The sequence below is a fragment of the Massilia sp. 01N410 genome (assembly GCF_056399665.1).
The window spans coordinates 151,766-178,311 of record NZ_JBFTRV010000010.1 but is presented as its reverse complement, the minus strand read 5'-3'; the positions used below and the strand labels follow the sequence as shown (position 1 = coordinate 178,311).

General features: G+C 63.2%; 33 protein-coding genes. 30 read left to right on the top strand and 3 right to left on the bottom strand.

All coding sequences use genetic code 11. The annotated features are described in order from the left end of the window. Window positions 1–7: 7 nt before the first annotated feature. The 23 genes from rpsC (at window position 8) to dsbD (ending at window position 13,181) form a co-directional block, all read left to right on the top strand. Complete coding sequence (gene rpsC / locus AC1DOP_RS15595; RefSeq protein WP_379771848.1) at window positions 8–802, top strand: 30S ribosomal protein S3; 795 nt, start codon at window positions 8–10, stop codon at window positions 800–802. A gap of 2 nt (window positions 803–804) precedes the next feature. Then, window positions 805–1,224, top strand: coding sequence for a 50S ribosomal protein L16 (rplP, locus tag AC1DOP_RS15590; protein ID WP_005663456.1), 420 nt, complete (start codon window positions 805–807; stop codon window positions 1,222–1,224). Window positions 1,225–1,236: 12 nt separating this feature from the next. Then, window positions 1,237–1,428 (top strand): 50S ribosomal protein L29, encoded by a 192-nt coding sequence (gene rpmC, locus AC1DOP_RS15585; RefSeq protein ID WP_442124863.1) that lies wholly within the window; start codon window positions 1,237–1,239, stop codon window positions 1,426–1,428. Then, a complete protein-coding gene (gene rpsQ / locus AC1DOP_RS15580; protein WP_047826119.1) occupies window positions 1,425–1,697 on the top strand; it encodes a 30S ribosomal protein S17 in 273 nt (90 codons plus the stop codon). Before rpmC ends, rpsQ begins: the two co-directional genes overlap by 4 nt. 231 nt (window positions 1,698–1,928) lie before the next feature. Then, on the top strand, window positions 1,929–2,297 hold the full coding sequence (gene rplN, locus AC1DOP_RS15575) for a 50S ribosomal protein L14 (RefSeq protein ID WP_036172202.1): 369 nt from the start codon (window positions 1,929–1,931) through the stop codon (window positions 2,295–2,297). 10 nt (window positions 2,298–2,307) lie between these two features. After that, on the top strand, window positions 2,308–2,622 hold the full coding sequence (gene rplX / locus AC1DOP_RS15570) for a 50S ribosomal protein L24 (protein ID WP_047826118.1): 315 nt from the start codon (window positions 2,308–2,310) through the stop codon (window positions 2,620–2,622). 6 nt (window positions 2,623–2,628) lie between these two features. After that, window positions 2,629–3,168: a 50S ribosomal protein L5 gene (gene rplE, locus AC1DOP_RS15565; protein ID WP_442124862.1), complete on the top strand. Its 540-nt coding sequence runs from the start codon at window positions 2,629–2,631 to the stop codon at window positions 3,166–3,168. 4 nt (window positions 3,169–3,172) lie between these two features. Further along, complete coding sequence (gene rpsN / locus AC1DOP_RS15560) at window positions 3,173–3,478, top strand: 30S ribosomal protein S14 (RefSeq protein ID WP_036240351.1); 306 nt, start codon at window positions 3,173–3,175, stop codon at window positions 3,476–3,478. Between the two features lie 14 nt (window positions 3,479–3,492). Then, window positions 3,493–3,888, top strand: coding sequence for a 30S ribosomal protein S8 (gene rpsH, locus AC1DOP_RS15555; RefSeq protein WP_230023611.1), 396 nt, complete (start codon window positions 3,493–3,495; stop codon window positions 3,886–3,888). A gap of 10 nt (window positions 3,889–3,898) precedes the next feature. Beyond that, complete coding sequence (rplF, locus tag AC1DOP_RS15550; protein WP_442124861.1) at window positions 3,899–4,432, top strand: 50S ribosomal protein L6; 534 nt, start codon at window positions 3,899–3,901, stop codon at window positions 4,430–4,432. A 12-nt stretch (window positions 4,433–4,444) separates the two neighbouring features. Then, window positions 4,445–4,807 carry a 50S ribosomal protein L18 gene (gene rplR, locus AC1DOP_RS15545; RefSeq protein ID WP_036240357.1) on the top strand — a complete coding sequence of 121 codons (363 nt, stop codon included), beginning with the start codon at window positions 4,445–4,447 and terminating at the stop codon, window positions 4,805–4,807. Window positions 4,808–4,819: 12 nt separating this feature from the next. Then, window positions 4,820–5,338, top strand: a complete 519-nt coding sequence (rpsE, locus tag AC1DOP_RS15540; protein ID WP_047826112.1) for a 30S ribosomal protein S5 — start codon at window positions 4,820–4,822, stop codon at window positions 5,336–5,338. An 11-nt stretch (window positions 5,339–5,349) separates the two neighbouring features. After that, a complete protein-coding gene (gene rpmD / locus AC1DOP_RS15535; protein ID WP_036240361.1) occupies window positions 5,350–5,529 on the top strand; it encodes a 50S ribosomal protein L30 in 180 nt (59 codons plus the stop codon). 27 nt (window positions 5,530–5,556) lie between these two features. Then, window positions 5,557–5,988 carry a 50S ribosomal protein L15 gene (rplO, locus tag AC1DOP_RS15530; protein ID WP_296953170.1) on the top strand — a complete coding sequence of 144 codons (432 nt, stop codon included), beginning with the start codon at window positions 5,557–5,559 and terminating at the stop codon, window positions 5,986–5,988. 29 nt (window positions 5,989–6,017) lie between these two features. Beyond that, window positions 6,018–7,352 (top strand): preprotein translocase subunit SecY, encoded by a 1,335-nt coding sequence (gene secY / locus AC1DOP_RS15525; RefSeq protein ID WP_442124860.1) that lies wholly within the window; start codon window positions 6,018–6,020, stop codon window positions 7,350–7,352. A 32-nt stretch (window positions 7,353–7,384) separates the two neighbouring features. After that, the gene (gene infA / locus AC1DOP_RS15520; RefSeq protein WP_005663428.1) at window positions 7,385–7,603 is read left to right on the top strand and encodes a translation initiation factor IF-1; all 219 of its coding nucleotides are present in this window, start codon (window positions 7,385–7,387) and stop codon (window positions 7,601–7,603) included. A gap of 33 nt (window positions 7,604–7,636) precedes the next feature. Beyond that, window positions 7,637–7,750 (top strand): 50S ribosomal protein L36, encoded by a 114-nt coding sequence (gene rpmJ / locus AC1DOP_RS15515; RefSeq protein ID WP_005663407.1) that lies wholly within the window; start codon window positions 7,637–7,639, stop codon window positions 7,748–7,750. 15 nt (window positions 7,751–7,765) lie between these two features. Beyond that, entirely contained in the window at window positions 7,766–8,131 is a 366-nt protein-coding gene (rpsM, locus tag AC1DOP_RS15510; RefSeq protein WP_047826109.1) for a 30S ribosomal protein S13, read from the top strand. A 14-nt stretch (window positions 8,132–8,145) separates the two neighbouring features. Further along, window positions 8,146–8,550 (top strand): 30S ribosomal protein S11, encoded by a 405-nt coding sequence (gene rpsK / locus AC1DOP_RS15505; protein ID WP_036172227.1) that lies wholly within the window; start codon window positions 8,146–8,148, stop codon window positions 8,548–8,550. Window positions 8,551–8,790: 240 nt separating this feature from the next. Continuing rightward, window positions 8,791–9,414: a 30S ribosomal protein S4 gene (gene rpsD / locus AC1DOP_RS15500; protein ID WP_442124859.1), complete on the top strand. Its 624-nt coding sequence runs from the start codon at window positions 8,791–8,793 to the stop codon at window positions 9,412–9,414. A 232-nt stretch (window positions 9,415–9,646) separates the two neighbouring features. Continuing rightward, window positions 9,647–10,624: a DNA-directed RNA polymerase subunit alpha gene (locus tag AC1DOP_RS15495; RefSeq protein ID WP_296953178.1), complete on the top strand. Its 978-nt coding sequence runs from the start codon at window positions 9,647–9,649 to the stop codon at window positions 10,622–10,624. A 122-nt stretch (window positions 10,625–10,746) separates the two neighbouring features. Beyond that, complete coding sequence (gene rplQ / locus AC1DOP_RS15490) at window positions 10,747–11,142, top strand: 50S ribosomal protein L17 (protein WP_047826107.1); 396 nt, start codon at window positions 10,747–10,749, stop codon at window positions 11,140–11,142. A 110-nt stretch (window positions 11,143–11,252) separates the two neighbouring features. Further along, window positions 11,253–13,181 carry a protein-disulfide reductase DsbD gene (dsbD, locus tag AC1DOP_RS15485; protein WP_477252107.1) on the top strand — a complete coding sequence of 643 codons (1,929 nt, stop codon included), beginning with the start codon at window positions 11,253–11,255 and terminating at the stop codon, window positions 13,179–13,181. Between the two features lie 43 nt (window positions 13,182–13,224). Here the strand turns inward: dsbD and AC1DOP_RS15480 are convergent, their stop codons facing one another. Then, on the bottom strand, window positions 13,225–13,755 hold the full coding sequence (locus AC1DOP_RS15480) for a Spy/CpxP family protein refolding chaperone (RefSeq protein ID WP_441934850.1): 531 nt from the start codon (window positions 13,753–13,755) through the stop codon (window positions 13,225–13,227). A gap of 248 nt (window positions 13,756–14,003) precedes the next feature. On the opposite strand from AC1DOP_RS15480, the gene AC1DOP_RS15475 reads away from it, so the two are divergent. The 5 genes from AC1DOP_RS15475 to AC1DOP_RS15455 all read left to right on the top strand — a co-directional run bounded on the left by AC1DOP_RS15475 (window position 14,004) and on the right by AC1DOP_RS15455 (window position 21,664). Further along, entirely contained in the window at window positions 14,004–14,732 is a 729-nt protein-coding gene (locus AC1DOP_RS15475; protein WP_441934851.1) for a response regulator, read from the top strand. Further along, complete coding sequence (locus tag AC1DOP_RS15470) at window positions 14,729–16,111, top strand: ATP-binding protein (RefSeq protein ID WP_441934852.1); 1,383 nt, start codon at window positions 14,729–14,731, stop codon at window positions 16,109–16,111. Before AC1DOP_RS15475 ends, AC1DOP_RS15470 begins: the two co-directional genes overlap by 4 nt. Before the next feature lie 120 nt (window positions 16,112–16,231). Continuing rightward, the gene (locus AC1DOP_RS15465; RefSeq protein ID WP_441934853.1) at window positions 16,232–17,437 is read left to right on the top strand and encodes an efflux RND transporter periplasmic adaptor subunit; all 1,206 of its coding nucleotides are present in this window, start codon (window positions 16,232–16,234) and stop codon (window positions 17,435–17,437) included. Continuing rightward, window positions 17,434–20,574, top strand: coding sequence for an efflux RND transporter permease subunit (locus tag AC1DOP_RS15460; RefSeq protein ID WP_477252103.1), 3,141 nt, complete (start codon window positions 17,434–17,436; stop codon window positions 20,572–20,574). The genes AC1DOP_RS15465 and AC1DOP_RS15460 overlap by 4 nt, the downstream gene beginning before the upstream one ends. 259 nt (window positions 20,575–20,833) lie before the next feature. Then, window positions 20,834–21,664, top strand: coding sequence for a hypothetical protein (locus AC1DOP_RS15455; RefSeq protein ID WP_477252101.1), 831 nt, complete (start codon window positions 20,834–20,836; stop codon window positions 21,662–21,664). 66 nt (window positions 21,665–21,730) lie between these two features. On the opposite strand, the gene hemB is transcribed toward AC1DOP_RS15455, so the two are convergent. Continuing rightward, window positions 21,731–22,744, bottom strand: a complete 1,014-nt coding sequence (hemB, locus tag AC1DOP_RS15450) for a porphobilinogen synthase (RefSeq protein WP_477252099.1) — start codon at window positions 22,742–22,744, stop codon at window positions 21,731–21,733. A gap of 18 nt (window positions 22,745–22,762) precedes the next feature. Beyond that, window positions 22,763–23,470, bottom strand: a complete 708-nt coding sequence (yihA, locus tag AC1DOP_RS15445; protein WP_441934857.1) for a ribosome biogenesis GTP-binding protein YihA/YsxC — start codon at window positions 23,468–23,470, stop codon at window positions 22,763–22,765. A gap of 185 nt (window positions 23,471–23,655) precedes the next feature. On the opposite strand from yihA, the gene AC1DOP_RS15440 reads away from it, so the two are divergent. Further along, window positions 23,656–24,336, top strand: a complete 681-nt coding sequence (locus tag AC1DOP_RS15440; RefSeq protein ID WP_441934858.1) for a c-type cytochrome — start codon at window positions 23,656–23,658, stop codon at window positions 24,334–24,336. Between the two features lie 60 nt (window positions 24,337–24,396). Continuing rightward, entirely contained in the window at window positions 24,397–26,538 is a 2,142-nt protein-coding gene (locus AC1DOP_RS15435) for a cytochrome c biogenesis protein ResB (protein ID WP_441934859.1), read from the top strand. The last annotated feature ends 8 nt before the right edge of the window (window positions 26,539–26,546 follow it).

The following is a 26,546-nucleotide window of genomic DNA, read 5'->3' as shown; positions in this document are numbered from 1 at the left end:
GCATACGATGGGTCAGAAAATCCACCCAACCGGCTTCCGCCTGGCGGTCACCCGTAACTGGGCGTCGCGCTGGTACGCAGGCAACGGCAACTTCGCCGATATGCTGAAGGAAGACCTGGAAGCTCGCGCTTTCCTGAAGAAGAAGCTGAAGAACGCTTCCGTCGGCCGCATCGTCATCGAGCGTCCGGCCAAGAACGCCCGTTTCACGATCTACTCGTCGCGTCCGGGCGTGGTCATCGGTAAGAAAGGCGAAGACATCGAAGTTCTGAAGTCGTCGCTGACCAAGATCATGGGCGTGCCGGTGCACGTCAATATCGAAGAGATCCGCAAGCCGGAAATCGACTCGCAGCTGATCGCCGATTCGATCGCCCAGCAGCTCGAAAAGCGCATCATGTTCCGCCGCGCCATGAAGCGCGCAATGCAGAACGCAATGCGTCTGGGCGCCGTCGGCATCAAGATCATGTCGTCGGGTCGTCTGAACGGCATCGAGATCGCACGTACCGAATGGTACCGCGAAGGCCGTGTGCCCCTGCACACCCTGCGCGCCGATATCGACTACGGCACCAGCGAAGCCTCGACCACCTACGGCATCATCGGTGTCAAGGTCTGGGTCTACAAGGGCGATCGTTCGGCAACGGGCGAAGCTCCGGTGATCGACGTGCCGGCCGACGAGAAAAAGCCGCGCGGTCCGCGTCGTGACGACGGCAAACCGGCTGGCCGTGGCCGCCCGGGCGCCAAGCCAGGTACCGCACCAGCAGGCCGCCGCGCTGCCAAGCCGGCTGCTGAGAAAGCAGGAGAATAAGCATGCTGCAGCCATCCCGCAGAAAGTATCGTAAAGAGCAGAAAGGCCGTAACACCGGCATTTCGCACACCCGCGGCACCGCTGTGTCGTTCGGTGAGTTCGGCCTGAAGGCCGTTGCCCGCGGCCGTATCACGGCTCGCCAGATCGAAGCGGCACGTCGTGCCATGACCCGTCACATCAAGCGTGGCGGCCGTATCTGGATCCGTATCTTCCCGGACAAGCCGATCTCGAACAAGCCGGCCGAAGTCCGTATGGGTAACGGTAAGGGTAACCCGGAGTACTACGTCGCTGAAATCCAGCCGGGCAAGGTCCTGTATGAGATGGACGGCGTCGCAGAAGAACTGGCGCGCGAAGCATTCCGCCTGGCCGCTGCCAAACTGCCGCTGGCAACCACTTTCGTGGTGCGCCAAGTCGGCCAATAACAGGAGTTAAGAATGAAAGCAACGGAACTCCGCGGCAAAGACCAGGCAGCTCTGCAGCAAGAGCTGAATGAGCTGCTGAAGGCACAGTTCGGCCTGCGCATGCAACTCGCAACGCAGCAGCTGACCAACACCGCTCAGCTCAAGAAGGTGCGCCGCGATATCGCCCGCGTCAAAACCGTGATGACCCAGAAGGAAGCCAAATGAACGACACCACTAAAACGGCGCTGAAGCGTACGCTGGTCGGCAAGGTCGTGTCCGACAAGATGGACAAGACGGTAACCGTGCTGGTCGAGCGTCACGTCAAGCACCCGCTGTACGGCAAGATCATCGTGCGCTCGAACAAGTATCACGCGCACGACGAGACCAACCAGGCCAAGACCGGCGACACGGTCGAGATCCAGGAAGGTCGCCCGATCTCGAAGACGAAAGCTTGGACCCTGACCAAAGTTGTACAGGTCGCACAGGTTCTGTAAGGCCTGAAAATTTGTCTTGCGTGGCCCGCTGGTATCTGGGATACTAGCGGGCTTCGTTCATGTGTTGCCGCAGTTGTCCCCGCGATGTCTGCGGCCTGCAATGAAGTATTGGAAAGTCCAATCACCCAAACGTATTGCTCCAGCAGGGGCGGTGCGGCGGGACCAAGACTGACCGCAGGCCCACGGATTTCCGTGGGATTTTCTACGGCTTAAGTTGGGAAAGAAAATATCATGATTCAAACCGAAAGCCGGCTCGAAGTGGCCGACAATACCGGTGCAAAAGAAGTTCTGTGCATCAAGGTATTGGGCGGCTCCAAGCGCCGTTACGCCAGCATTGGCGACGTGATCAAGGTCACCGTGAAGCAGGCTGCTCCGCGCGGCCGCGTCAAGAAAGGTGAAATCTACAATGCCGTGGTCGTGCGTACCGCCAAGGGCGTGCGCCGTCAGGACGGCTCCCTGGTGAAGTTCGACGGCAACGCTGCCGTCCTGCTGAACGCCAAGCTGGAGCCGATCGGCACCCGTATCTTCGGACCGGTGACGCGCGAACTGCGTACCGAAAAGTTCATGAAGATCGTGTCCCTGGCACCTGAAGTTCTGTAAGGGAGTCGTAATGGATAAGATTCGTAAAAACGACGAAGTCATCGTTCTGGCCGGTAAGGACAAAGGCAAGCGCGGTGTCGTTCAGCAGCGTGTAGATGCTGAGCACGTCATCGTTGAAGGCGTGAACGTGGCCAAGAAGGCCGTCAAGCCGAACCCGATGACCGGCGTAACTGGTGGTATCGTCGACAAGACCATGCCGATTCACGTGTCGAATGTCGCGCTGTTCAATGCAGCGTCCGGCAAGGCTGATCGCGTTGGCTTCAAAGAAGTGGATGGCAAAAAAGTCCGCGTCTTCAAGTCGAACGGCGAAGTAGTGAAGGGGTAATAAGAAATGGCCCGTCTGCAACAAGTGTATAAAGACAAAGTCGTCTCCGAACTGACCGAGAAATTCGGCTACAAGTCGGTGATGGAAGTGCCTCGCCTGACCAAGATCACCCTGAACATGGGTCTGTCGGAAGCTGTCGCCGACAAGAAGATCATCGAGCACGCAACTGGCGACCTGACCAAGATCGCCGGCCAGAAGCCGGTCGTGACCAAGGCTCGCAAGGCAATCGCAGGTTTCAAGATCCGCGAAGGCTACCCGATCGGTACGATGGTGACCCTGCGCGGCGCCCGCATGTACGAATTCCTGGACCGTTTCATCACCGTGGCCCTGCCGCGCGTGCGTGACTTCCGCGGCGTGAGCGGCAAGTCCTTCGACGGCCGTGGTAACTACAACATCGGCGTAAAAGAGCAGATCATCTTCCCGGAAATCGATTACGACAAGATCGATGCGCTGCGTGGCATGAACATCTCGATCACCACCACCGCTAAGACCGACGAAGAAGCCAAAGCGCTGCTCGCCGCCTTCAAATTCCCGTTCAGGAACTAAGAGCATGGCAAAACTTGCACTGATCAACCGCGAACAGAAGCGTGCAGACCTGGTGGAGAAATTCGCCGCAAAGCGTGCCGCTCTGAAAGCAATCATCGACGACCAGTCGAAGACCGAAGAAGAGCGTTACGAAGCACGCCTGAAACTGCAGGCCCTGCCGCGTAACTCGGCCCCGACCCGCCAGCGTAACCGCTGCGCCATGACCGGCCGTCCGCGTGGCACTTTCCGTAAATTCGGTCTGGCCCGTACCAAACTCCGCGAATTCGCCATGAAAGGCGAAATCCCGGGTATGACCAAAGCTAGCTGGTAATAGGAGAATATGCAATGAGTATGAGCGATCCTATCGCCGATATGCTGACCCGCATCCGCAACGCACAAGGCGTGCAAAAGACCAACGTGTCGATGCCGTCGTCGAAAGTGAAAGTTGCGATCGCCAACGTCCTGAAGGACGAGGGTTACATCGAAGATTTCGCCGTGTCCACCGAAGGTGGCAAGTCGGAACTGAACATCGGTTTGAAATATTATGTTGGCCGTCCGGTTATCGAGCGCATCGAGCGCGTGTCCCGTCCTGGCCTGCGCATCTACAAGGGCAAAGACGAGATCCCTCAGGTCATGAACGGCCTGGGCGTCGCAATCGTCTCGACCCCGAAGGGTGTGATGACCGACCGTAAAGCACGTGCAACCGGTGTCGGTGGCGAAGTGCTTTGCTACGTGGCTTAAGGAGTAGACGATGTCTCGAGTAGCTAAGATGCCAATCGCCGTCCCGGCCGGTACCGATGTCGCGATCAACGCGTCGTCGATCACTGTCAAGGGCCCGCTGGGCACCCTGACCCAGCCGCTGAACGGCCTGGTCAAAGTGGAAAACAACAACGGCTCGCTGTCGTTCGACGTCGTCGACGATTCCCGCGAATCGAACGCAATGTCGGGCACCCTGCGTGCTCTGGTCAACAACATGGTGACCGGCGTGACCAAGGGCTTCGAGCGCAAGCTGACCCTGGTTGGCGTGGGTTACAAGGCAGCAGTGCAGGGCAACGCCCTGAACCTGTCGCTGGGTTTCTCGCACCCGGTTCTGCACGCGATGCCGGAAGGCGTCACCGCAACCACCCCGACCCCGACCGAAATCCTGATCAAGGGTATCGATCGTCAAAAGGTCGGCCAGGTTGCCGCAGAAGTGCGCGCTTACCGCTCGCCTGAGCCTTACAAGGGCAAGGGTGTCCGCTATGCGGACGAAGTGGTGAAGCTTAAAGAAACCAAGAAGAAATAATCGGAGCTGACGATGGACAAGAAAGAATCGCGTCTGCGTCGCGGACGCCAAACCCGCATCAAGATCGCGCAGCTGGGCGTGAACCGCCTGTCGGTGCACCGCACCAACCTGCACATCTATGCGAACCTGATCAGCCCGGATGCGAAAGTCCTGGTTTCGGCTTCGACGCTGGAAGCAGAAGTGCGCGCCGAGCTGGGCGGCAAGTCGGGTGCCGGCGGCAACGCTGCTGCAGCCGCACTGGTTGGCAAGCGCGTCGCAGAGAAAGCACTGAAAGCAGGGATCACCGAAGTCGCATTCGACCGTTCGGGTTTCCGTTACCACGGCCGTGTGAAGGCGCTGGCAGAAGCCGCGCGTGAAGCCGGTCTGAAGTTCTAAGGAAGAATCGTCATGGCAAAAATGCAAGCGAAAATGGCAAGCGACAAGCCGGATGATGGCATGCGCGAGAAAATGATCGCGATCAACCGTGTGACCAAAGTGGTCAAGGGTGGTCGTATCATGGGTTTTGCAGCGCTGACCGTTGTCGGTGACGGCGATGGCCGCATCGGCATGGGTAAAGGCAAGTCGAAGGAAGTTCCGGTCGGCGTGCAGAAGGCAATGGAAGAAGCCCGCCGCAACCTGATCAAGGTGCCCCTGAAGAACGGTACCCTGCAGCACACCGTTACCGGTCGTCACGGCGCCTCGCGCGTCCTGATGGCTCCGGCCAAGCCGGGTACCGGCGTGATCGCCGGTGGCGCAATGCGCGCAATCTTCGAGGTGATGGGCGTGACCGACGTGGTCGCCAAGTCGACCGGTTCGTCGAACCCGTACAACCTGGTTCGCGCAACCCTCGACGGTCTGGCGAAGATGAGCACTCCGGCTGACATCGCTGCCAAGCGCGGCAAGTCGGTCGAAGAGATCCTGGGTTAAGGGGAATTACCATGGCAAACACCATCAAAGTCAAGCTGGTCAAAGGCCTGATCGGTACCCGTCAGGATCACCGCGCCACCGTGCGCGGTCTGGGTCTGCGTCGTGTCAACTCGGTTTCCGAGCTGCAGGACACCCCGGCGATCCGCGGCATGATCAACAAGGTCAACTACCTCGTGAAAATTGTCGACTAAGCCGCGGCTTGGTTAACGGAGAAAACAATGCAACTCAATACCATTCAACCTGCTGACGGCGCCAAGCACGCTAAGCGTCGCGTCGGTCGCGGTATCGGCTCGGGCCTGGGCAAGACTGCCGGCCGTGGTCACAAAGGTCAGAAATCGCGTTCGGGCGGCTTCCACAAAGTCGGTTTCGAAGGCGGCCAGATGCCTCTGCAGCGTCGTCTGCCGAAGCGCGGCTTCAAGTCCCTGAACGCTACGTTCAAGGCTGAAGTCCGTCTGTCGGACCTGAACAACCTGGCCGTCGGCGATGTCGACATCCTGGTGCTGAAGCAAGCCGGTGTGCTGCCGGTCGTCGCTCGCGATGTGCGCGTGATCCTGTCGGGTGAAATCACCAAAGCGGTGAACCTGAAAGGCATCAAAGCCACCGCTGGCGCGAAGGCAGCGATCGAAGCAGCTGGCGGTTCGGTCGCCTAAACGCGGCCGCTGCCTGATCGGAGCAAAAATTGGCGACTAATTCACAACTTGGTAAAAGTGCCGCATCCGGTTTCCCCTGGGGCCGGTTGTGGTTCCTGCTTGGGGCATTGGTCGTGTACCGTATCGGCGCTCACATCCCGGTCCCCGGGATTGATCCCGCCGCTATGGCCAACCTGTTCAAGCAGAACGAGCGCGGCATCCTGGGCATGTTCAACATGTTCTCGGGCGGCGCGCTGTCCCGCTTTGCCGTGTTCGCTCTCGGTATCACGCCTTACATTTCGGCTTCGATCATCATGCAGCTGGCATCGATCGTCTCGCCGCAGTTGGAGGCGCTGAAGAAGGAGGGCGAAGCCGGCCGCCGCAAGATCACCCAGTACACCCGTTACTTCACGGTTGCACTGGCGTTGTTCCAGGCGTTCGGCATCGCGGTCTGGCTGGAGTCCCAGCAAGGCCTCGTGCTCGATCCGGGCATGGGCTTCCGCTTCGTGACCGTCGTGACCCTGCTGACCGGCACCATGTTCCTCATGTGGCTGGGTGAGCAGATCACGGAACGTGGTCTTGGCAACGGTATCTCGATCATCATTTTTGCCGGTATCGCGGCCGGTCTGCCGAGCGCACTGGGTAATCTGTTCACCCTGGTGTCGCAAGGTTCGATCAGCAGCATTTCCGCAATCTTCATCGTGATCCTGGTGGCCCTGGTGACCTACGCAGTCGTGTTCGTGGAACGCGGCCAGCGCAAGATCCTGGTGAATTACGCGAAACGCCAGGTCGGTAACAAGATCTACGGTGGCCAAACCAGCCACCTGCCGCTGAAGCTGAACATGGCCGGTGTGATTCCGCCGATCTTCGCTTCGTCGATCATCCTGTTCCCGGCCACGATCGTCGACTGGCTCACGCGTGGCAAGGACTCCTCGAGCCCGTTCGTCGGGTTCCTGAAGGACCTGGCTGCCTCGCTGAGCCCGGGCGAACCGATCCATGCGTTGCTGTATGCGGTGGCGATCGTGTTCTTCTGCTTCTTCTATACGGCGCTGGTATTCAACAGCAAGGAAACGGCGGACAACTTGAAGAAGAGCGGTGCATTCGTTCCGGGCATCCGTCCGGGCGAGCAAACTGCGCGCTACATCGACAAGATCCTGATGCGCCTGACCCTCGCCGGTGCGGTCTACATCACCCTGGTGTGCCTGCTGCCGGAGTTCATGACGTCGTACTGGAAAGTTCCAGTGTATTTCGGCGGCACCTCACTGCTGATCGTAGTGGTGGTGACCATGGACTTCATGGCACAAGTGCAGAACTACGTCATGTCGCAGCAATACGAATCGCTGCTGCGCAAGGCGAATTTCAAGGGCGGGATCCCGTCGCGTTAAGCGGCGTGATACCCAGAAGTGGAATAGACCGAATGGCAAAAGACGACGTCATCCAAATGCAAGGGGAGATTCTCGAGAATCTCCCGAACGCGACCTTTCGCGTAAAGCTGGAAAACGGGCACGTGGTGTTAGGACATATCTCGGGCAAGATGCGGATGAACTACATTCGCATTTTACCTGGCGACAAGGTAACGGTAGAATTGACCCCTTACGACTTGTCCCGGGCCCGCATCGTGTTCCGCACCAAGTAAAAACTGATTTCGAATTGATAAGAGAGTGCAAAAATGAAAGTTAACGCTTCAGTCAAGCGGATCTGCCGCAACTGCAAGATCATCAAGCGTAAAGGCGTGGTCCGCGTGATCTGCGTCGAGCCGCGTCACAAGCAGCGTCAAGGTTAATACGAGGAATAACGAATGGCACGTATTGCAGGGGTCAACGTCCCCAATCATCAGCACACCGTCATCGGCCTGACGGCGATCTACGGCATTGGCCGTACCCGTTCGCAGCAGATCTGCGCAGCGACCGGCGTTGCTACCAACAAGAAGGTCAAGGACCTGGACGACAACGAACTGGAAAAGCTGCGTGAGCAGGTTGGCAAGTTCGTGGTCGAAGGCGATCTGCGCCGCGAACTGTCCATGAACATCAAGCGTCTGATGGACCTGGGCTGCTACCGCGGCATGCGTCACCGTAAGGGCCTGCCGGTCCGCGGTCAGCGTACCCGTACCAATGCACGTACCCGCAAGGGCCCGCGCAAGGCCGCTCAATCGCTGAAGAAATAATCTAGGAACCGACAATGGCTAAGCAACAAAGCAGCGCGGCAGCAGCACGCATCCGCAAGAAGGTCAAGAAGAACGTCGCCGAAGGCATCGCACACGTCCACGCGTCGTTCAACAACACCATCATCACGATCACCGATCGTCAGGGCAATGCTCTGTCGTGGGCAACTTCCGGCGGTGCTGGCTTCAAGGGTTCGCGTAAATCGACCCCGTTCGCGGCTCAGGTCGCAGCTGAAGCAGCCGGCAAGGTCGCTCAGGAATACGGCGTGAAGAACCTGGAAGTGCGCATCAAGGGCCCGGGCCCGGGCCGTGAATCGGCTGTGCGCGCGCTGAACAACCTGGGTATCAAGATCACCGAGATCCAGGACGTGACGCCGGTGCCGCACAACGGCTGCCGTCCGCCGAAGCGCCGTCGTATCTAATCCGACTGGCGGGTTCGCCCGCCTGTTGTTGATACGCGACGAGATCGTCGTCAAAGAATCGCCGGAGCAGTGAATCCAGAAATGGGTTATACTGCCCGGCTATTGTCGCCTTGCGTCGTCTCGATGCAGGGTTTTTGTAAGCCACGTCCAGTCTCATGCAGAACTGGACTAGCGCCTGTTGCGTTCGCATTCATTCGTATCGCATCCGGGGCGTGATCATTCAAACAAAGGAAGTTTAACGTGGCACGTTATATCGGACCAAAAGCAAAACTGTCGCGCCGTGAAGGCACCGACCTGTTCCTGAAGAGCGCACGCCGCTCGCTCGACTCCAAGTGCAAACTGGACGTCAAGCCGGGCCAGCACGGCGTCAAGTCGGGCCAGCGTACCTCGGACTACGGCAACCAGCTGCGTGAAAAGCAGAAGGTCAAGCGCATGTACGGCATCCTGGAGCGCCAGTTCCGCCGTTACTTCGCCGAAGCGTCGCGCCGCAAGGGCAACACCGGCGAAACCCTGCTGAAGCTGCTGGAAGCCCGTCTCGACAACGTCGCTTACCGCATGGGCTTCGGCTCGACCCGCGCCGAAGCGCGCCAGCTGGTCAGCCACAAAGCCTTCACCGTGAACGGCCAGGTCGTGAACATCGCTTCGTTCCAGGTCAAGACCGGCGACGTCGTTGCTGTCCGCGAAAAGGCCAAGAAGCAGACCCGTATCGTCGAAGCGCTGTCGCTGGCTGAACAAGTCGGCATGCCGAGCTGGGTGTCGGTCGATTCGAAGAAGATGGAAGGCACCTTCCGCTCCTTCCCGGAGCGTAACGAGATCGCTGCCGACGTCAACGAAGCACTGATCGTCGAACTGTACTCGCGTTAATTGACAAATCGGGCGGCGCGCCGGCCGATTTGTCATCCCCGCGACGGCGGGGACCCAGGTTTGGCTGTGCAGTGTTAGCCCGAACTTGGGTTCCCGCCTCCGCGGGAACGACGGGCGCCGTCCCGTCAAACACAGAATTCGCTGTACCCGCCCGCCATCGCAGCGGGCGTTTCTACTGATGCCATCAGCCTTATCGGTGTAACGAGCCGAGGGTATTGATAAAGGACCTTTCATGCAAAATAGTCTGTTGAAGCCACGTATCATCGATGTCGAAGCGCTCGGTGCCGGTCACGCCAAAGTCGTGATGGAGCCGTTCGAACGTGGTTATGGCCATACGCTGGGCAACGCGCTGCGCCGCGTGCTGCTGTCGTCGATGATCGGCTACGCGCCGACCGAAGTGACGATCGCCGGCGTCGTGCACGAGTACTCGTCGCTGGATGGCGTGCAGGAAGACGTGGTCGACCTGCTGCTGAACCTGAAGGGTGTCGTGTTCAAGGTCCACAACCGCGACTCCGTGACGCTGACCCTGAAGAAGGAAGGCGAAGGCCCCGTCCTGGCATCGGACATCGACCTGCCGCACGACGTCGAACTGATCAACCCGGAACACGTGATCGCTCACCTGACCGCCGGCGGCAAGCTGGACATGCAGATCAAGGTCGAGAAAGGCCGCGGCTATGTGCCGGGTAACGTGCGCCGCCTGTCGGAAGACACCAACAAGACCATCGGCCGCATCATCCTGGACGCGTCGTTCTCGCCGGTCCGTCGCGTGTCCTACGCCGTGGAATCGGCTCGTGTCGAACAGCGTACCGACCTGGACAAGCTGATCATCAACATCGAGACCAACGGCGTCATCACCCCGGAAGAAGCGATCCGCCAGTCGGCACGCGTGCTGGTCGACCAACTGAATGTGTTCGCCGCCCTGGAAGGCACCGAAGCCGCTGCGGAAGCCCCGTCGCGCGCTCCGCTGGTCGATCCGATCCTGCTGCGTCCGGTGGACGACCTGGAACTGACCGTCCGTTCGGCAAACTGCCTGAAGGCCGAGAACATCTACTACATCGGCGACCTGATCCAGCGTTCGGAAAACGAACTGCTGAAGACCCCGAACCTGGGCCGCAAGTCGCTGAACGAGATCAAGGAAGTCCTGGCATCCCGTGGCCTGACCCTGGGCATGAAGCTGGAAAACTGGCCGCCGGCAGGTCTGGAAAAGTAATTTGCAGTACCCGCCCGCGCAATTCGGCGCGGGCGTTTTATTCAAACTTTGAACCGGTCCGCGTTCCTGCAATTTGCCTGAACGATCGAAGAACTGGAATATAAAACTCGAAAGGATTTACCATGCGTCACCGTCACGGCCTCCGTAAGCTGAACCGTACTTCGTCCCACCGCCTGGCCATGCTGCGCAACATGACCGTTTCGCTGCTGCGTCACGAAGCGATCAAGACCACCGTTCCGAAAGCCAAGGAACTGCGCAAAGTCGTCGAGCCGATCATCACCCTGGGCAAGAAAGACACCCTGGCAAACAAGCGTCTGGCATTCGCCCGCCTGCGCGACCGTGAAATCGTTCAGAAGCTGTTCGCCGACATCGGCCCGCGCTTCGCGAACCGCAACGGCGGCTACACCCGTATCCTGAAGATGGGCTTCCGCGTTGGCGACAATGCACCGATGGCCTACGTCGAGCTGACCGACCGTCCGGAAGTCGGCGTCGACGAAAACGCACCGACCGCCGAGTAATCGTCAGTCAGCGTTTGAAAAAACCAGGCCTCGTGCCTGGTTTTTTTTCGCCCGTGCATCGCCGGCACACCCGGTGTACCATGCTGCTGGCTAAACCAATCCCTGTGCCCATGCTCCGATTCCTGCTTTCCCTGATCGCCTGCACCTTCCTGCTCGCGCCCGCGTACGCGGACGACGACTTCCTGCCGCCCGAACAGGCCTTCAAGTTCTCGGCTCGCATGGTCGATCCGCACACGGCCGAGGTCAGCTATGCGATCGCCGACGGCTACTACATGTACCGCGAGCGCTTCAAGTTCACGGCCGCCGGCGCCAGACTGGGCGAGCCGCAGGTCCCGCCGGGCAAGGTCAAGTTCGACGAAACCTTCAACAAGGACGTCGAGACCTACCACCACAGCGTGGCGATCCGCATTCCGGTGCAGGGAGAAGGTCCGTTCACCCTGACCGCCACCGGCCAGGGCTGCGCCGACAAGGGCCTGTGCTATCCGCCGCAGGACGCCAGCATCCGCCTGGTGGCCGCCGGCGGCGGGGCAGGGCAGGCGCAACCGCAGATGAGCCTGCCTGCCGGCCAGCAAGCCGCCGGTCCGCTCGGTTCGGCGCCGGCCGCCGAAGGCGCAAGCGGCTTCACGCTGCCGGGCCAGTCGGCGCCGCCGGCGGCATCCCGGCCCGCAGCCGTCGGCTCATCCACGATCGAACCGGCGCCGGCGAGCGGTGCCGCGCCTGCGGCCGCACCGGCGACGGCGGCCGCCGCGCCGGCCGCCAGGTCCGCGCCGTCCGAGCTCTCCGGCATCGCCGCCCTGCTGCAGGGCGGCCGCCTGCTCGCCATCATCCCCGCCTTCATCCTGCTCGGCCTCGGCCTGGCGTTCACGCCCTGCGTGCTGCCGATGGTGCCGATCCTGTCCTCGATCATCGTCGGCGAAGGCCAGCAGAGCGGGCGCGGGCGCGGCTTCGTGCTGTCGCTTTCGTATTCGATGGGGATGGCGATCGTCTACACCCTGCTGGGCGTGGCCGCCGGCCTGCTCGGCGAAGGCCTTGCCGCGGCCTTGCAGAATCCCTGGGTACTGGGTGCTTTTGCCCTCTTGATCGCGGCGATGTCGCTGTCGATGTTCGGTGTGTTCCAGCTGCAGGTGCCGGCCGCGCTGCAGACCCGCCTCGCCGACGCCTCCGGGCGCCAGGCTTCCGGCAAGCTGGCCGGGGTGTTCGTGATGGGCGCAATCTCGGCCCTGATCGTCGGCCCCTGCGTGGCCGCCCCGCTGGCCGGGGCCCTGGTCTACATCAGCCAGACCCGCGACGTGCTGATCGGCGGCGCCGCGCTGTTCGCGATGGCCGTCGGCATGAGCATCCCGCTGCTGCTGGTCGGCGTCTCGGCCGGCTCGCTGTTGCCGCGTGCCGGTTTGTGGATGGAGTCGGTCAAGCGCTTCTTCGGTGTGCTGATGCTGGCGATGGCCCTGTGGATGGTGGCGCCGGTGCTGCCTGGCCTGCTGCAGATGCTGCTGTGGGCCGCGCTGCTGCTGGGTTACGGCTTCTACCTCCTGCGCGCCGCCGGCAAGCCGCGCCACTGGGCCGGCATGGCCTTCGGCGCGGCGCTGGCCGTGCTCGGCGCGACCCAGCTGGTGGGCCTGGCCAGCGGCGCGCGCGATCCGCTCGCGCCGCTGTCGCGCTTCGCCGGAGGCGCCCCGGCCGAGGGTCTGGCCTTTACCCGCATCAAGACCGTCGAGCAGCTCGACGCCGCGCTGGCCGCCACCAACGGCAAGACCGCCATGCTCGACTTCTACGCCGACTGGTGCGTGTCCTGCAAGGAGATGGAAAAGCTGACCTTCATCGCCCCCAAGGTCAAGTCGCGCCTGGCGAACACCGTACTGCTGCAGGTGGACGTGACCGCCAACGATGCGGCCGACCGCGCGATGCTGAAGCGTTTCGGCCTGTTCGGGCCGCCGGGCATCATCCTGTTCGACCGGGCAGGGAAGGAGATTCCCGATGGGCGGGTGATCGGCTACCAGGACAGCGCCAAATTCCTGGCCTCGCTGGACCGGCTGCAGTAAAAAAAGGAGCGCCGCGGCGCTCCTTGTTCATGGTGCGGACCGGTCAGCCGCGCGCGGTCTCGCCGCCGCGGTGCTGCCAGCCGCCGTGGCCGCCATGGCGGCCGAAGCGCGACTGCATCTGCGCCGCCTTCTCGTCGAAGACCTTCTTCTGGTCCGGCGACAGTACCGAATAGAAGCTGTTCAGGGCGCCCAGGCGCTGCTCCATGAAGGCGGTGCGCTGCTTCTGCAGTTCGATCATCTTCTGGGCGCGCTGCGGCGCCGTCAGACCGGCCCAGGCGGCGCGGTCATGCTGCCCGGGGCGCTGGGCCGGCTTCATCGAGGCGACGAAGCTGTTCCAGGCGTTTTCCTGGGCCGGCGTGATCTTGAGCTCGTCGTGCAGCTTGGCGATGCGCTCGGCGCGCATCTGCTCGCGCTTGGCCGCGAACTCGGCGCGCTTGGCCTGGTGCGCTTCCTTGCTCAGCTGCGCTTTCGGGTGCGCGTCGGGCGCTTGGGTTTGCGCCTGGGCGCCAATCATTGCGCCGCCCAGCGACAGGGCGGCCAGTCCGGTGAGGAGGGTTTTGCGTAAGGTGTTCATCTCTTTTTTCCTTATCCACTAGTGCGTTGAATGTGGCGGCTGCCACGGCGGCGTGCATCCGACTTCGGATAACTTCCGGGAACTTCGGAGAACATCTCCTTGCACGGTGATGTCATCATCGGTGAAAGATGTAAGCGCAGCGTGTCCGCTGTCTCGCCCTTTGTATCAATTTGTTTCCCTGTGCCATCCATATACATGCCGATACAAAGTCGCTGTTCAGGGGTACGCTAAGTCGCGATAATGATGTCATGGATACTCCATCTACCATTCTGATCGTCGACGACGACCGTGACATCCGCTCGCTGCTGGCCGATTACCTGGAAGCGAACGGCTACCGCGCGCTGGCTGCCGCCGACGGCACGGCAATGTGGAAGACGCTGGATGAGTCGCGTCCCGACCTGATCGTGCTCGACCTGAACCTGCCGGGCGACGACGGCCTGACCCTGTGCCGCAAGCTGCGCGCCACCTCGACCCTGCCGGTCATCATGCTCACCGCCCGCAACGAGCCGCTGGACCGTATCCTCGGCCTCGAGATGGGCGCCGACGACTACCTGCCGAAGCCCTTCGAGCCGCGCGAACTGCTGGCCCGCATCCGCAGCGTGCTGCGCCGCAGCCACGCGATGCCGCCCAATTCCCAGGCCGAGAACGTGCAGCAGATGAAGTTCTCGGGCTGGACCCTGGACCTGACCGCGCGCCACCTGGTCAACCCGCAGGGCGTGGTCATCATGCTGTCGGGCGCGGAGTTCCGCCTGCTGCGCGTATTCCTCGAACATCCGAACCGCGTGCTGAACCGCGACCAGCTGCTGAACCTGACCCAGGGCCGCGACGCCGATCCTTTCGACCGCTCGATCGACATCCAGATCAGCCGCCTGCGCCAGAAGCTGGGCGAGGACGCACGCATGCCCCAGATTATCAAGACAGTCCGTAACGGCGGCTATGTGCTCGCCGGCCAGGTGAGCGTGGAGCCCGGCGCGTGAAGGCATTCTTCGGCTCGATGACGGGCCGTGTGTTCATCACCCTGCTGCTGGGGATCCTGCTGACCGCCGCGCTGACCCAGCTGCTGGCCGATGCGGAGCGCCAGCGCGTGCTCGACGAGTTCCGCGACCTGCATTCGCTCGACCGCGCCGAACAGCTGATCGTGGCCACCGAGATCGTCCCCGAGTCCGCGCGCAGCGCCTACCTGCAGGTGGCGAACCGCCCCGGCATGCGCCTGGAGGCGGTCGGCCCGAACCCGCCGGCGCTGACCCCGACGCCGAGCGAGTTCGTCGCAGACCTCGACGCGCGCATGAACAAATCCCCCGGCAACAAGCCCTACCGCCTGCAGTCGCTGGCGGTGCGGCCGGAGTCCTGCGCGCGCGCGCGCGAGCAGCCGGTGGTGTTCGGCCTGCTGCGCATGAAGTGGCGCGGCACCTGCGAGAGCATCATGGTCAATCTGCGCGACGGCACTCCGCTGATCCTGTCGGTGCTGCCGCCGCGCTCGGCCACCTCGCCGGAGCGCACCGACTACCGCGGCACGATTTCGCTGTTCCTGGTCAGCATCGCCTTCCTGGCCTACCTGGTGGCGCGCATGACCACGCGTCCGCTCAAGCAGCTGGCCCAGGCCGCGAAAGACCTCGGTAACGACATCAACCACCCGCCGCTGGACCTGACCGGCGCCGACGAGATCCGCCAGGCCAGCGCCGCCTTCAACGCGATGCAGGCGCGGATCCGCCAGTACATCTTCCAGCGCACCCAGATGCTGGCCGCGATCACCCACGACCTGCAAACCCCGCTCACGCGCATGCGCCTGCGGCTGGAGAAGGTCAGCGAGGAAGAGCTGCAGCAGCGCCTGATCGGCGACCTGTCGGCGATGCAGGCGATGGTGAAGGAAGGCCTGGACCTGGCGCGCAGCATGGACACCACCGAGACCATGCAGATGATGGACCTCGATTCGCTGCTCGATTCGGTATGCGCCGACGCCGCCGACGCCAGCCAGCGCGTGACCCTGAGCGGCACCGCCAACATGGCGCTGCTGGGCCGTCCGATGGACCTGCGCCGCTGCCTGGTCAATCTGATCGACAACGCGGTCAAGTACGGCCACTCGGCCAAGGTGTCGGTGGACCGCATCAACGGCGCGGCGCGGATCCGCATCCGCGACGGCGGGCCCGGCATTCCGGGCGCCGAGCTGGCGCGCGTGTTCGATCCCTTCTACCGGGTCGAGGGCTCGCGTTCGCGCGAGTCGGGCGGCACCGGCCTGGGACTGACGATTGCGCGCAACATCGCCGAACAGCATGGCGGCAGCATCGTGCTGGCCAACCACCCGGAAGGCGGGCTCGAAGTGACGCTCATGCTGCCGGAGTACTACCCAGGGAAGTAACGACGCGGTCATCCCGATGTGCGAAAATCGCCGCGGGGACCACGTGTCGACTGCGTGTATCTCATCCTCATCGATAATCATAAAAATGAAGCCGCCGGCACTGGCGGCATAGGGAGTGGAATGAAAAGGAATCACCTCGGACTCATCGCCGCCGCCGTCATCATCGCGGGCGCCGGCGTCAGTGCTTGCAGCCAGGAGAAGGACGGCGCCAATGGCGGCGCCGGCGGCGGCGCCAAGGGAAAGGGCGGCCAGCCGCCCGCGGTCGTCAACGTGGTGGCGCTGCAGCGCCGCGACGTGCCGGTGGTCCAGCAGGCCAGCGGCACCGTCACCCCGATCCGCACCGTCGACCTGCATCCGCAGACCACCGCGACCATCCGCCAGGTCCACATCAAGGAAGGCCAGTTCGTGAAGGCCGGCGAGCTGCTGTTCTCGCTCGACGACCGCGCCGACCGCGCCAACCAGGACAAGGCCCAGGCCCAGGTCGAACGCGACCGCGCCCAACTGGCCGACCTCGAGCGCCAGTACAAGCGCAGCCAGGACCTGTTCGCCCAGAAATTCATCGCCCAGAGCGCGGTCGACACCCTGAAGGCCCAGGTCGACCAGGCGCGCGCGACCCTGCAGTCGGACATCGCGGCCGCGCGCGCGGCCGGCGTCTCCACCAGCTACACCGCGATCCGCGCGCCGATGTCCGGCCGCGTCGGCGGCATCGGCGTCTATCCGGGCAGCCTGGTGCAGCCGTCCACCTCGCTCACCACCATCACCCAGCTCGATCCGATCACGATCGCCTTCACGCTGCCGGAAGCCAGCCTGCCGTCCCTGCTGGCGGCGCAGAAGCGCGGCAAGATCGAGGTGCAGGCCATCCCCGGCGCCGGCCTGGAGCCGGTCACCGGCACCCTGAGCTTCATCGACAACACCGTCGACCCGACCGCCGGCACCATCAAGGTGAAGGCCGAGTTCGCGAACCGCGACACCACCCTGTGGCCGGGCCAGTACGTGAACACCAAGGTGACGGTGCAGACCATCAAGGATGCCGTGGTGGTGCCGCAGAGCGCCATCATCACCAATGCCCAGGGCACTTTCGTGTACGTGCTGGAGAAGGATCACTCGGCGCGCCAGGTGCCGGTGCAGCGCCTGTACGGCGCCGGCATCGATGCCGCCGTCAGCGGCCTGAGCGGCAACGAGCAGGTCATCACCGAGGGCAAGCAGAACGTGCGCCCGGGCGGCAAGGTGCGCCTGGCTTCCGAAATGGGCAAGGGCGAAGGCAAGGGTAACGGCGCGGGCGAAGGCAAGGGCGCCGGCGCGGGCAGCAAGGGCGGGGCCGCATGAACCTCTCCGAACTATGTATCCGCCGGCCGGTCATGGTCGTGCTGCTGTCGATCAGCCTGATCCTGGTCGGCGTGCTGGCCTACACGCACATCCCGGTCGCGGCGCTGCCCAGCTATAACACCCCGGTCATCAACGTCAACGCCAACCTGTCGGGCGCCAGCCCGGAGATCATGGCGTCGTCGGTCGCGCTGCCGCTCGAGAAGCAGTTCTCGACCATCGCCGGCATCAACCTGATCACCTCGACCAGCACCCAGGGCAATACCTCTCTGACGCTGGAATTCGATTCCTCGATCGACGTCAACAAGGCGGCGGTCGACGTCCAGGCCGCGCTGCTGGGCGCCCAGCGCCAGTTGCCGCAGGAGATGACGGACCTGCCGTCCTACCGCAAGGTCAATCCGGCCGACGCGCCGGTGCTGTTCATGACCATGACCTCGCCGTCGATGAACCTGTCGGAGCTGAACGACTACGCCGAGAACCTGGTGTCGCCGGCGATCTCGACCCTGCCGGGCGTGGCCCAGGTGCAGGTCAACGGCGGCAAGAAGTTTGCCGTGCGCGTGCGCGCCAAGACCGACCTGATGAACGCGCGTAACCTGACGATGGACGAGCTGGCGGCTTCGCTGCGCACGGCCAACTCGAACGCCGCCCTCGGTATCCTGGACGGTCCGCAGCAGACCCTGACCATCCAGGGCCCGCCGCAGATGATGAAGGCGGCCGACTTCGCCGAGCTGATCGTCGCCACCCGCGACGGCCAGCCGGTGCGCCTGAAGGACGTCGCCACCGTCGAGGACAGCTACCAGTCGACCAAGGCCTACGGCGCCTACAACGGCGAGCGCGCGATCGTGCTGCTGGTGCAGCGCCAGCCGGACGCCAACACCGTCGCCGTGGTCGACCACGTGCGCAAGCTGCTGCCGCGCTTCCAGTCGCAGCTGCCGGCCTCGATCAAGATCAACCTGGTCAACGACCGCTCGGTCTCGATCCGCGAGGCGATCCACGACGTCAACTTCACGCTGGCGCTGACGGTCGGCCTGGTGGTGCTGGTGATCTTCCTGTTCCTGCATCGCCTGTCGGCCACCTTCATCCCGGCGATCACGATGCCGATCTCGCTGCTGGGCGCCCTGAGCCTGCTGTACGCGCTCGGCTACAGTCTCGACAACATCTCGCTGCTCGGCATCACGCTGGCGGTGGGCCTGGTGGTCGACGACGCCATCGTGGTGCTGGAGAACATCGTGCGCCACATCGAGATGGGCAAGAAGCCGCTGCGCGCGGCGCTCGAAGGATCGCGCGAGATGGGCTTCACCATCATCTCGATCTCGGTATCGCTGGTGGCGGTGTTCATCCCGATCTTCTTCATGCCGGGCGTGATCGGCCTGCTGTTCCACGAATTCGCGGTGATCGTCGGCCTGTCGATCCTGGTGTCGGCGGTCGTCTCGCTGACCCTGGTGCCGATGCTGTCCTCGCGATTGCTGCCCGCTCATGAGGCAAATGCGGGCCATGACCACAGCGAAGAGAAGAGCTTCATCGGCCGCCATTTCGAGCGCGCCTTCACCAAGGTCCGGAACGGCTACGAGAAGACCCTCGACCTGGCGCTGCGCTTCCGCTTCGTGGTGCTGCTGATCGCCTTCGGCACCTTCGCCCTGACCGTGGTGCTGTACACGACCATCCCGAAAGGCTTCTTCCCCGAAGAAGACATCGGCCAGCTGCGCGTGTCCACCGAAGCCTCCGAAGACATCTCGTCGACCGCCATGGTGGCGCTGCAGACCCAGATCGCGGCCATCATCCAGGCCGATCCGGCGGTGCAGGACACGACCTCGTTCTCGGGCGGCGGCAACAACGGCCGCATGTTCGTGGTGCTCAAGCCGCGCGACCAGCGCGACAAGATGCCGCAGATCATGGAGCGCCTGCGCAAGGCGACCCGCAAGGTCGCCGGCATCAACGTCTACATGTCGCCGGTGCAGAACCTGCAGCTGGGCGGCCGCCAGAGCAAGAGCCGCTACCAGTACACGCTGCAGAGCGTGTCGGGCGGCGACATCGGCCACTGGGCCAACGAGTTCCAGGAACGCATGCGCAACAACCCGCTGTTCCGCGACGTCACCAGCGACACCCAGGAGAAGGGCCTGCAGGCGACTCTCGACATCGACCGCGACAAGGCCAACCTGCTGGGCGTGCAGCTGGGCGACGTGCGCACCGCGCTGTACGCCGCCTTCGGCGAACGCCAGGTGTCGACCATCTACTCGACCGCGGCCAGCTACTACGTGATCCTGGAAACGGCCAACGAAGACCGCCAGTTCGAAGACGCGCTGTCGCGCCTGTCGGTGCGCAGCAAGAACGGCCAGCTGGTCCAGCTGTCCAGCCTGGCCACCGTCAAGCGCACGGTCGGCCCGATCGCCGTCAACCACCAGGGCCAGTTGCAGGCGATCACGCTGTCCTTCAACCTGGCGCCGGACGCCCCGTTGGGCGACGCCACAGCGGCGATCGACCAGATGGGCCGCGAGATGAAGATGCCGGCCTCGGTCATCACGAAATATGGCGGGGATGCCGCGGTTTTCCAGGATTCCCAGTCGAGTCAGCTGATCCTGATCATCGCGGCGGTGGGCGTGATCTACGTGCTGCTGGGCGTGCTGTACGAGAGCTTCATCCACCCGATCACGATCCTGGCCGGCCTGCCCTCGGCGGCCGTCGGTGCGCTGATCACGTTGCGCCTGTTTAACCTGGACCTGACGATGATCGCCATGATCGGCATCCTGATGCTGATCGGTATCGTGAAGAAGAACGCGATCATGATGATCGACTTCGCCCTGGACGCCCAGCGCAACCAGGGAATGACGCCGCAGCGGGCGATCCGCGAGGCCTGCATCCTGCGCTTCCGTCCGATCATGATGACGACCCTGGCCGCGTTGATGGGCGCGCTGCCGATCGCCCTCGGCCTGGGGGCCGGCGCCGAGCTGCGCCAGCCGCTGGGCCTGGTGGTGTGCGGCGGCCTGATCTTCTCGCAGGTGATCACGCTCTACATCACCCCGGTGATCTATCTCTATCTCGACAAGTACAGCGGCAAGGGTCCGATGACCGATGACCACCTGGCCGAGCTGGAGTCGCCTCACCATGAGGCGCCGAAGGTCGTCCTGACCAAGGCCGCCTGATCGAAACGATTGCGTTGGTCACCCCCGGTGACCAACGCTCTGTCGCGCCGCTGATACACTCTGTAACATCCATTAATCCGACCAGCTTGTAAGCTGTTAGCGAAGGTCCAACAAACGTGCGCGGGCCGCCCGAAACAGGGTAGACTGCGGCCCTCGGATCATTCTTTGCTACTTCCCGGAAAGTTGTACAGCTATCTTGCGTGACCATTCCCATACTCCATCGGACGAGAGCGATGTGTGCGCACATTGCGGCCAGCCCTTGCCTGGACGAAAGGTAGCGACGTATGGGGAGCGCCGCCTCAATCGCACCGGCCTGATCGTCACGATCGGCCTGCACCTGCTGCTGGTGGCGATCTGGCTGTTCCATCCCCAGCGCGACCAGCACGCGGCGCCGCCGAAAGGGGAGGAAGCGATCGTCTGGCTGCCGCCCGAGAAGCCGAGCAAGCCGGCGCCGAAAACCCCGCAGCAGGAATCGAAACAGAGCGCGAAGCCGGCGCCGTCGAAGCCGAGGCCGCGCGTGACCCAGGTCCAGCGCCTGCCCGACACGATCACCTTGCCGAACGAAAAGCCGGTCGAGCAACCCAAGCCGCAGCCGAAGGAAGAGACCAAGCTGCAGCCGGACGAGACCGACATGGCGGCCTATATCGAGAAACGCCGCCAGGCACGCGGCGCCCGCAGCGAGCAGCCGGCCGAGGAAAGCGACGCCCAGCGCGGCATGCGCAACGCCCTCGCCAACGTCGCCGCCATCAACGGCCGCGGCGGCCAGGATCCGAATGAGACCGGCGGCGTGTTCAGCGTCACCAACAAGAGCTTCAGCCACGCCGACCTGAAATTCCGCGGCTGGAACCCGAACTTCAAACGGCGCTGGCTGACCGCGGTGTCGGTGGAGCGCGGCAGCGATCCGGACATCGAGACCGCCATCGTCAAGAAGATGATCGAGCTGATCCGCAAGGAAAAGACCGGTGACTTCGAGTGGGATTCGCATCGTCTGAACAAGGTGGTGACCTTGTCGGCGCGGCCTCAGGATACGAAGGAGCTGATGGACTTCCTGTTCAAGGAAATGTTCCCGGATTACAAGCCACCAAAGTGATCGGCATCCGGCAACAAAAAACCGCGCCTCGGCGCGGTTTTTTCATTGTTCAATTTATTTAAACAATCAAGCCATCGCCTTCAAACGACGCGCCACATCCAGCGCGAAATAGGTCAGCACGCCATCGGCGCCAGCGCGCTTGAAGGACATCATGGTCTCCAGGATGATCTTGTCCGGATCCAGCCAGCCGTTCTGGAAAGCCGCCTGCAGCATCGCGTATTCGCCGCTGACCTGGTAGGCGAAGGTCGGCACCTTGAACTCGTCCTTCACGCGGCGCACCACGTCCAGGTAGGGCATGCCGGGCTTGACCATGACCATGTCGGCGCCTTCGGCGATGTCCAGCGCCACTTCGCGCAGGGCTTCGTCGCTGTTGGCCGGGTCCATCTGGTAGGTGTTCTTGTCGGCCTTGCCCAGGTTGGCGCTTGATCCGACCGCGTCGCGGAAGGGGCCGTAGTAGCCGGAGGCATACTTGGCCGAGTAGGCCATGATGCGGGTGTGGATGAATTCCCTTTCTTCCAGCGCCATGCGGATCGCGCCGATGCGGCCGTCCATCATGTCCGAGGGGGCGATGATGTCGACGCCGGCCTCGGCCTGGGCCATCGCCTGGCGGGTCAGCATGGCGATGGTCTTCTCGTTGACGATGTAGCCGTTCTCGTCCGGCAGGCCGTCCTGGCCATGGGTGGTATAGGGGTCGAGGGCGACGTCGGTCATGATGCCCAACTGCGGGAAGTTGCGCTTGAGCTCACGGACCGCGCGCGGCACCAGGCCTTCCGGATTGGTCGCTTCGACGCCGTCATAGGTCTTCAGCGAGGCGTCGACCATCGGGAACAGGGCCAGTACCGGGATTCCCAGGCTCACGCACTCTTCCGCGACCTTCATCAGCAGATCGACCGACACGCGTTCCACGCCGGGCATCGAGGCAACATGCTGGCGCTGGTTATGGCCGTCGATGATGAACACCGGGTAGATCAGGTCGGACGCGGTGACGGTGTTCTCGCGCATCAGGGCGCGCGAGAACGGGTCGCGGCGCATGCGGCGCATGCGCACGGCGGGGTACTGGGAAGGGGTAATGATCGGCATGTCTTTTCCTTGAAAGGTTCAGAGCGGAGCGTCCTGCGGGGCCTCGTCTTCTTCGGTACCGTCGTCGTCCAGGCCCAGCAGTTCGATGATCTTGTCGTTCGCTTCGTCGATGCCCACGCGCTTGAGGGCCGAGAACAGCTGCACCGTGAACGGGAAGCCATTGCCTTCCTCGTCGACGTAGCTGTCGAGCACCTGTTGCGCCTGGCGCAGCGCATTCGTCGACTCGTTGCGGTTCAGCTTGTCCACCTTGGTCAGGATGCAGTGGATCGGCTTGCCGGTCGGGGCGAACCATTCCAGCATCTGGATGTCGAGCTCGGTGAACGGGCGGCGCGAATCCATGATCAGGACCAGGGCCGCCAGCTGCTCGCGGCGCTGCACGTAGTCGCCCAGCAGCCTTTGCCAGTGCAGCTTGGCGTCGCCCGACACTTCCGCATAGCCATAGCCGGGCAGGTCGACCAGCAGGGCGCGGATCTCGTCGACATTGGTCGCGTCCTTGCGGTGCATGGCCACGTGGGCGCCGCCGATCGAGAAGAAGTTGATGTGCTGGGTGCGTCCCGGCGTCTTGGAGGCGAAGGCGAGCCCCTTCTGGTTGGTCAGGATATTGATCGCCGTCGACTTGCCCGCGTTGGAGCGTCCGGCGAAGGCGATTTCCGGCACCTGGGTGCGCGGCAGGTCGCGCAACTGGTTGACGGTCGTGAAGAAGCGGGCTTGCCAGAGTTTGGACATGGGTGGGGGCGCTTGTTGAAGCGAAAAAGACAACAAAAGAGGCGGTTCGGAAACAAAGCTATTGTACAATAGGGAGTTACCTGTCGTCGGCGCTAAGAACGCGAACGCTCTTCGATGGCAGGACACGAGCATGGCCGCTGCACTGTACGCAAGAATTATTGTCTTAATTTTTTCAGGGTGCTTGAATGAATCGTGTGTTTCTCCCGGCCGCCGGCGCGGCAATCGTAAAGTCCTTGCTGCTCGCGACCCTGGTGGTTGCCGGCAGCGCCTCCGCCGCCGATGCGGCGCATGGCTCCGCTCCGAAGCTTGACCCCGCGAAGGGCGGCTCCCTGTACGACTCCGGCGACAACGCACGCGGCCTGCCGGCCTGCGCTTCCTGCCATGGCGCGGGCGGCAACTCCACCATCGTCGCCAATCCCAAGCTGGCCGCCCAGCCGGCGGCCTACATCCACAAGCAGCTGGTCGACTTCACCACCCCGAACCGCCAGCAGCCGGTGATGACCACCTACGCCAAGATGCTGAGCGACGACGAGAAGTCCAATATCGCCGCCTGGCTGTCGACCCAGCAGGTCAAGCCGGGCGCGGCGAAAAACAAGGACACCGTCGAACTGGGCCGCAAGATCTATCGCGGCGGCATCGCCGACCGCGGCGTGGCCGCCTGCGCCAGCTGCCACGGCGCCACCGGTTCGGGCATCCCGGCCCAGTATCCGCGCCTGGCCGGCCAGCACCAGGACTACACCTTCACCCAGCTGCAGGCCTTCAAGAGCGGCGCCCGCAACAACAGCCCGCAGATGGGCACGCTGGCCAAGCGCATGTCGGACGAGGAAATGAAAGCCGTCGCCGACTATATCGCCGGCCTGAAATAATCCGCCTGCGCGGGAGCGACGGGCGGCCGCGGCTGCGGCCGCGTGTTATCTTAGGAAGCGATGAGTACCACCGGAATTGAACTGAAGACCCGCCGCCGCGGCCTGGCCGAGGCGGTCGAACTGGTATCGTCGATGCGCTTCGCGATCACGCTGCTGGTGATGGTGGCGATCGCGGCCATCATCGGCACCGTGATGAAGCAGAACCAGGCCTCGCCCGACTACGTGAACCAGTTCGGTCCGTTCTGGTTCGAGATCTTCCGCAAGCTGGGCCTGTACACCGTCTACAGCGCCTGGTGGTTCCTGGCGATGCTGGCGATCCTGATCGTCTCGACCAGCCTGTGCATCGCCCGCAATGCGCCCAAGATGCTGCGCGACATGCGCAGCTGGCGCGAAAGCGTGCGCGAGGAATCGCTGCGCAACTTCCACCACAAGACCGAATGGACGGCCGCGGGCAGCCCGGTGGCGCTGGCCAGCCGGACCGCCCAGCGCCTCGGCAATGCCGGCTACCGCGTGAAGCTGGTCGACAAGCCGAACGGCGTGCTGGTGGCGGCCAAGAAGGGCGCCGGCAACAAGTTCGGCTATATCTTCGCCCACTCGGCCATCGTCGTGATCCTGCTGGGCGGCCTGCTCGATTCCGACCTGCCCATCCGCTTCCAGCAATGGTTCATGGGCAAGACGCCGTATATGGGCGCCGGCCTGATTTCGCAGATCCCGCCCCAGCACCGCCTGGGCCTGGGCAATCCCAGCTTCCGCGGCAACACCATGATCCCGGAAGGGCAGAACAGCAGTACCGCCATCCTGCAGCAGGCGAACGGCGTGCTGGTGCAGGAGCTGCCGTTCACGATCCACCTGAACAAGTTCATCGTCGACTTCTACTCGACCGGCATGCCCAGGCTGTTCGCCAGCGAAGTCGTGATCCGCGATCACGAGACCGGCAAGAGCTTCCCGGCCAGCATCAAGGTCAACCAGCCGCTGATCTACCGCGGCGTCGCTGTCTACCAGTCCGGCATCGAGGATGGCGGCAGCAAGCTGAAACTGACCGGCTACCCGATGACGGGAAGTTCGGATAAGGCGTTCGCGATCGAGGGCGAAGTCGGCGGCGCGACCGAATTGAAACCCGCCGAACTCCAGCGGGCCGGCGGCGCCTACACGATCGAATGGTCGGGCTTCCGCGCCTTCAACGTCGAGAACACGAAGGAAGGCCAGGACACGCGGGACGTCAAGAAGGGCGAGTCGTTCAACGAGCAGTTCGCGCGCACCCTGTCCCAGCATACGGGCTCGGCCGCCAAGAACGCCAACAACAAGGACCTCAGGAACGTCGGCCCGAGCGTCCAGTACAAGCTGCGCGACAGCACCGGCCAGGCGCGCGAATTCATGAACTACATGCAGCCGGTGACGCTCGAAGGCGCCCAGGTCTACCTGGCCGGCGTACGCAACAACCCGGGCGACCAGTTCAGCTACCTGCGCATCCCGGCCGACGACCAGCACAGCGTGCGCGAATGGATGCGCCTGCGCGCCGCGCTGGCCGACCCCGCGCTGCGCGAGGAAGCCGCGCGCCGCTATGCCGAGCGGGCGATGCCGCAGTCGCGCGATGCGCAGTCAAAGCTCGATCCCGCCCTGGCGCGCCAGCTTGAGGAATCGGCGGCCAAGACCCTGGCGATCTTCGCCGGCGACGGCAAGGGCGGCAGTGGCGGTTATGTGGCGGTCTCGCAATTCCTCGAACGGATTCCGCCGGCCGAACAGGAAAAGGCGGCCAATGTCTTCATGAAGATGCTCAACGGCGTGATGTGGGAGCTGTGGCAGGCTGCGCACGTGCATGCGGGCGAGCCGCCGGTCGAGCCCAGCGAGGCCCACGGCCGCTTCCTGCAACTGGCCACGAACGCCTTGTCCGATAGTTTCTTCTACGGCGCACCGGTCTACCTCTCGCTCGAGGATTTCACGGAAGTGAAGGCTTCGGTGCTGCAGGTGACGCGCTCGCCGGGCAAGAAAGTGGTCTACCTGGGCTGCTTGCTGCTGGTGATGGGCATCTTCGCGATGTTCTACATCCGCGAGCGCCGCATCTGGGTCTGGGTCAAGGAACAGGACGGGGATGCACATGCGCTGATGGCGATGAGCACCCAGCGCAAGACGCTCGACTTCGAACGGGAGTTCGATGATTTGAAGAACAGGCTGCCGCAAGCGGAGCAAATCGGCGTAAGCTAGGCCTGGCA